At 39.8% G+C, this 5,102-nt stretch carries 10 protein-coding genes; all 10 read left to right on the top strand.

What is annotated here, in order from left to right; all coding sequences use genetic code 11:
* Positions 1-273, top strand: a 273-nt coding sequence (rplR, locus tag ACH2DQ_RS27525; RefSeq protein ID WP_395028710.1) for a 50S ribosomal protein L18, incomplete at its 5' end; no start/stop codon positions are given.
* Positions 274-285: 12 nt separating this feature from the next.
* A complete protein-coding gene (gene rpsE, locus ACH2DQ_RS27520; protein WP_044289690.1) occupies positions 286-795 on the top strand; it encodes a 30S ribosomal protein S5 in 510 nt (169 codons plus the stop codon).
* A gap of 14 nt (positions 796-809) precedes the next feature.
* Complete coding sequence (gene rpmD, locus ACH2DQ_RS27515) at positions 810-992, top strand: 50S ribosomal protein L30 (RefSeq protein WP_027296195.1); 183 nt, start codon at positions 810-812, stop codon at positions 990-992.
* Positions 993-1,015: 23 nt separating this feature from the next.
* Positions 1,016-1,456 carry a 50S ribosomal protein L15 gene (rplO, locus tag ACH2DQ_RS27510; RefSeq protein ID WP_394913681.1) on the top strand — a complete coding sequence of 147 codons (441 nt, stop codon included), beginning with the start codon at positions 1,016-1,018 and terminating at the stop codon, positions 1,454-1,456.
* Entirely contained in the window at positions 1,456-2,772 is a 1,317-nt protein-coding gene (gene secY / locus ACH2DQ_RS27505) for a preprotein translocase subunit SecY (protein ID WP_395028709.1), read from the top strand. Before rplO ends, secY begins: the two co-directional genes overlap by 1 nt.
* Positions 2,773-2,927: 155 nt before the next feature.
* The gene (locus ACH2DQ_RS27500) at positions 2,928-3,572 is read left to right on the top strand and encodes an adenylate kinase (RefSeq protein ID WP_394913683.1); all 645 of its coding nucleotides are present in this window, start codon (positions 2,928-2,930) and stop codon (positions 3,570-3,572) included.
* Positions 3,573-3,576: 4 nt separating this feature from the next.
* Positions 3,577-4,341: a type I methionyl aminopeptidase gene (map, locus tag ACH2DQ_RS27495; RefSeq protein ID WP_394913684.1), complete on the top strand. Its 765-nt coding sequence runs from the start codon at positions 3,577-3,579 to the stop codon at positions 4,339-4,341.
* A gap of 12 nt (positions 4,342-4,353) precedes the next feature.
* On the top strand, positions 4,354-4,620 hold the full coding sequence (locus ACH2DQ_RS27490) for a hypothetical protein (RefSeq protein WP_394913685.1): 267 nt from the start codon (positions 4,354-4,356) through the stop codon (positions 4,618-4,620).
* Between the two features lie 41 nt (positions 4,621-4,661).
* Entirely contained in the window at positions 4,662-4,880 is a 219-nt protein-coding gene (infA, locus tag ACH2DQ_RS27485) for a translation initiation factor IF-1 (RefSeq protein ID WP_027296201.1), read from the top strand.
* A 137-nt stretch (positions 4,881-5,017) separates the two neighbouring features.
* Positions 5,018-5,102 (top strand): 50S ribosomal protein L36 (rpmJ, locus tag ACH2DQ_RS27480; protein WP_395028711.1); only part of this gene is annotated, 85 nt, incomplete at its 3' end.

Raw genomic sequence — 5,102 nt, 5'->3', positions numbered from 1 at the left:
GTGTTTAGAAGTAATAATCATATGTATGCTCAAATTATTGACGATACAGTTGGAAATACACTTGTTTCAGCTTCCACCCTTCAGAAGGATGTAAAAGCGGAATTAGAAAAGACCAATAACGTTGATGCAGCAGCATATTTAGGTACTGTTATTGCAAAAAAGGCTTTGGAAAAAGGTATTACAACTGTTGTCTTTGATAGAGGCGGCTTCATATATCAGGGTAAAATCAAAGCATTAGCAGATGCAGCTAGAGAAGCTGGTCTAGAATTTTAGGAGGTAGAACACATGAAACATACAATTATTGATGCTAGCAGCTTAGAATTGAATGAAAAAGTAGTATCAATTAAACGTGTTACAAAAGTTGTTAAAGGTGGTCGTAACTTCCGTTTTACAGCTTTGGTAGTTGTTGGTGATGGCAACGGACACGTTGGCGCTGGACTTGGTAAAGCTACTGAGATTCCAGAAGCTATCCGTAAAGGAAAAGAAGATGCTGCTAAAAAGCTCATCAATGTATCTTTAGATGACAATGCTAGTATCCCACATGATTTTCAGGGTAAATTCGGTGGTGCTTCCGTATTGTTAAAAAGAGCTCCTGAAGGTACCGGTGTTATCGCTGGTGGTCCTGCACGTAGCGTACTTGAGCTTGCAGGCATCAAAAACATCCGTACAAAATCTTTAGGATCAAACAATAAACAAAACGTAGTACTTGCAACAATCGAAGGCTTAAGACAGATCAAGTCTCCTGAAGAAGTTGCTAGACTTCGCGGAAAATCTGTTGAAGAGATTCTGGCGTAAGGAGGATTTGAAAAATGGCAGATAAAGTAAAAGTTACATTAGTTAAATCTACAATCGGTGCTATTCCAAAACATTGTGCAACTGTAGCAGCTTTGGGACTGAAAAAAGTAAATAAATCAGTTGAGTTACCAAACAATGCAGCTACCATGGGAATGGTTAAACAAGTACAGCACTTAGTGAAAGTAGAAGAAATCTAAATTATTGATAAGGAGGTGTCGAGATGGATTTATCAAATTTACAGCCTGCTGAAGGTTCGAAACACAGTGATAACTTCAGAAGAGGACGTGGACACGGTTCAGGAAACGGTAAAACTGCTGGTAAAGGACATAAAGGACAGAAAGCTCGTTCAGGAGCACCAAGAATTGGCTTCGAAGGTGGTCAGATGCCTTTATACAGACGTATCCCGAAGAGAGGTTTCACGAACAGAAATACTCTTGAAATTGAAGCTATCAACGTTAGCGAGCTTGAAAGATTTGAAAATGATACCGAAGTTACCATTGAAACATTGATGGAAGCAGGTGTTATTAAAAGTCCAAAAGATGGCGTTAAGATACTTGGCAACGGTGAACTTACAAAGAAGCTTACTGTTAAAGTAAATGCCTTCAGTGAAGGTGCAAAAACTAAAATAGAAGCACTTGGTGGAAAAGCAGAGGTGATCTAATGTTAGAGACGCTACGAAATGCATTTAAAATTAAGGAAGTACGAAAAAAGATTTTCTTCACGTTTTTGATGCTGGTAGTAATAAGATTGGGCTCTCAGCTTCCTGTTCCAGGAGTGGATCGAACATTCTTAGCCAATTGGTTTTCAAACCAGACCGGTGATGCATTTAATTTTTTTAGTGCATTTACCGGCGGCTCTTTCGAGAAGATGTCAATATTCGCATTGAATATTACACCTTATATTACATCTTCGATCATTATCCAGCTTCTTACAATTGCAATACCAAAGTTAGAGGAAATGCAAAAAGAAGGGGAGGATGGCAGGAAGAAACTTACTGCTATTACCCGTTATGTAACGGTAGCATTAGCATTAATTGAATCAATTGCCATGGCAATTGTTTTTGGTAACAAAGGATTAATTCCGGATATGAACTTCGTGAAAGCATTTATGGTTGTAGTTGCATTAACAGCCGGTTCTGCTTTCTTAATGTGGGTTGGTGAACGTATCACAGAAAAGGGTGTTGGAAATGGTATTTCCATTGTATTGATGATTAATATCCTTTCCAGAATCCCTTCTGATTTAACTACACTCTACACTACATTTGTAAAAGGAAAATCTGTTGCCCGCGGTTCACTGGCAGCATTAGTAATCCTTGCAGTTATAGTGGTTACAGTTGTGCTAGTTATACTTTTGAATGACGCACAGAGAAGGATCCCTGTTCAGTATGCAAAGAAAATGCAGGGACGGAAGATGGTCGGTGGCCAGTCCACACATATTCCGCTGAAAGTAAATACAGCTGGAGTTATTCCGGTTATCTTTGCATCTTCCCTGATGTCCATGCCGACTGTTATTGCATCGTTCTTAGGGAAGACCGGCGGAACTGGCGTTGGCGGAACCATCCTTGGAATGATGAGCCAGAACAACTGGTTTAGTCCAAAACAGCCGATTTATTCGGTTGGTTTGGTACTGTACATTGCTCTGATCATTTTCTTTGCGTATTTCTATACATCCATTACATTCAATCCAATTGAAGTAGCGGATAATATGAAAAAGCAAGGTGGATTTATTCCGGGTATCCGTCCTGGAAAGCCAACTACAGATTACTTAAACAAAATATTAAATTATCTCGTATTCTTGGGAGCTGTAGGACTTACAATTGTTGTTATAATCCCAATCTTCTTTAACGGAGTATTTGGTGCATATGTTTCCTTTGGTGGTACATCCATCATCATCATCGTAGGTGTTGTACTGGAAACATTAAAGCAAATTGAATCACAGATGTTAGTACGTAATTATAAAGGCTTCTTAAGTGAGTAAACAGTGTACTGCATCACTTACTGTTGTCTGCACAGGCAGACAGCGGTAGGTGGGTAGTGCACTTAAATGCTATATAGGATGGATAATATCTGTTCATTGTTTTGAACAGATGTTATGGATTATCAAAAATGTCCAAAGAAAGGTAGGGGTAAAGTATGAAAATAATCATGTTAGGTGCACCTGGAGCCGGTAAGGGAACACAGGCTAAGAAAATTGCAGATAAGTATCAGATTCCGCATATTTCTACAGGAGACATTTTCCGTGCCAATATTAAGAACGGAACGGAACTGGGAAAGAAAGCGAAAACTTACATGGATCAGGGGCTGTTAGTGCCGGATGAGCTGGTAGTGGATCTGGTAGTGGACAGAGTACAGCAGAGCGATTGTGCAAATGGCTATGTTCTGGATGGTTTCCCAAGAACGATTCCTCAGGCGGAAGCATTAGATGCAGCACTTGCTAAATTAGGCGATAAAGTGGATTTCGCAATTAATGTAGAAGTTCCGGACGAAAATATCATCAACCGTATGGGCGGAAGAAGAGCTTGTGTAGGCTGTGGTGCTACATACCATGTTGCATATAACCCTCCCAAAAAGGAAGGATTCTGTGACATAGACGGTGATAAGCTGATTTTAAGAGAAGATGACAAACCGGAAACAGTTAAGAAGCGTCTGGATGTATACCATGATCAGACACAGCCGTTGATTGAGTATTACAGCAGTAAGCAAATATTAAAAGAAGTAGATGGCACTGTAGATATGGAAGACGTATTTACCGCTATCGTACAGATATTAGGAGTGTAACACTATGTCAGTAACAATAAAGTCTGCAAAAGAAATTGAACTTATGAGAGAAGCTGGAAGATTACTTGAGATAACTCATAATGAATTGGCAAAGGCGATCAAACCGGGAATATCCACCCTGGAAATCGATCAGCTTGGCGAGCAGATTATCAGAAGCTTTGGCTGTACTCCTAATTTTCTGAATTATAATGGATATCCGGCATCAATCTGCGTTTCCGTTAACGACGAAGTCGTACATGGAATTCCTTCTAAAAGCCGTATTTTACAAGAAGGAGACATCGTCAGCCTGGATGCAGGACTTATCTACAAAGGCTTTCACTCTGATGCAGCCAGAACCCATGGGGTAGGTGAAATCAGCAAGGAAGCAAAACAACTGATTGAAGTAACAAAACAGTCTTTCTTTGAGGGGATCAAATTTGCAAGGGCAGGACATCATCTGCATGAGATTTCAGCAGCGGTTCAGGCATATGCTGAGAGCTTTGGCTATGGCGTAGTCCGTGATCTGGTTGGACATGGAATAGGAACCAGCCTGCATGAGGATCCTCAGATTCCCAATTTTGCACAGAAGCGCAGAGGTATCCGCCTTCAGCCTGGAATGACCCTGGCTATTGAGCCAATGATTAATGCCGGCCGCTATGATGTAGAGTGGCTGGATGATGACTGGACGGTAGTGACAGAAGACGGTTCCTGGTCTGCTCATTATGAAAATACCGTATTGATTACGGAAGATGAGCCTGAAATTTTAACTTTAGGCCGTATAGATGAATAATGAGGGCAAAAAATGGAAAGATTTGAGATAGGAATGCTGGCTATATCAAGAGCCGGTCACGATAAGGACTGTCTGTATGTAATAAGTGCCATAGATGGTGAATATGTATATCTGACGGATGGCAGGTTAAAACCCCTGGAACATCCTAAGAAGAAGAAGACTAAGCATATCCAGGTGATCCGCATGGTTCCAGAGGAATTGTGTGGTGCACCTATGGAGTCACTTAAAAATGAAGAGATCAAACGAGCAATTAAGCATTATCGCAATCACAGAAAATAGATAATGTCAATCAGGTGAAGAAAGTTTCAGGAGGTTTTTAAATGTCAAAAGTAGATGTTATTGAAGTAGAAGGAACTGTGTTAGAGAAATTACCAAATGCGATGTTTAAAGTAGAATTGGAAAATAAACATGTGGTATTAGCACACATCAGCGGAAAATTACGTATGAATTTTATTCGTATTCTTCCGGGTGACAAAGTTACAATCGAATTATCACCGTACGATTTAGATAAAGGCCGTATTATTTGGAGAGATAAGTAAAAAAAGTTAATATTTTGCTTGCTTTTCCAATATATTCGTGTTATAATTTGAGTCGAACTTTTTGTGAAGACACCATGTTTCGGTGTCGCAGTATGCCCAAATACCGGGCGTTAAATGGTGTGAAAGGAGGATTTACCATGAAGGTTAGATCATCAGTAAAACCGATTTGCGAAAAATGCATAATCATTAAAAGAAAAGGAAGTATCAGAGTAATCTGTGAAA

Source organism: Robinsoniella sp., assembly GCF_034124845.1.
The sequence above is the reverse complement of the archived record's forward strand: the minus strand, read 5'-3'. Positions and strand labels throughout refer to the sequence as shown.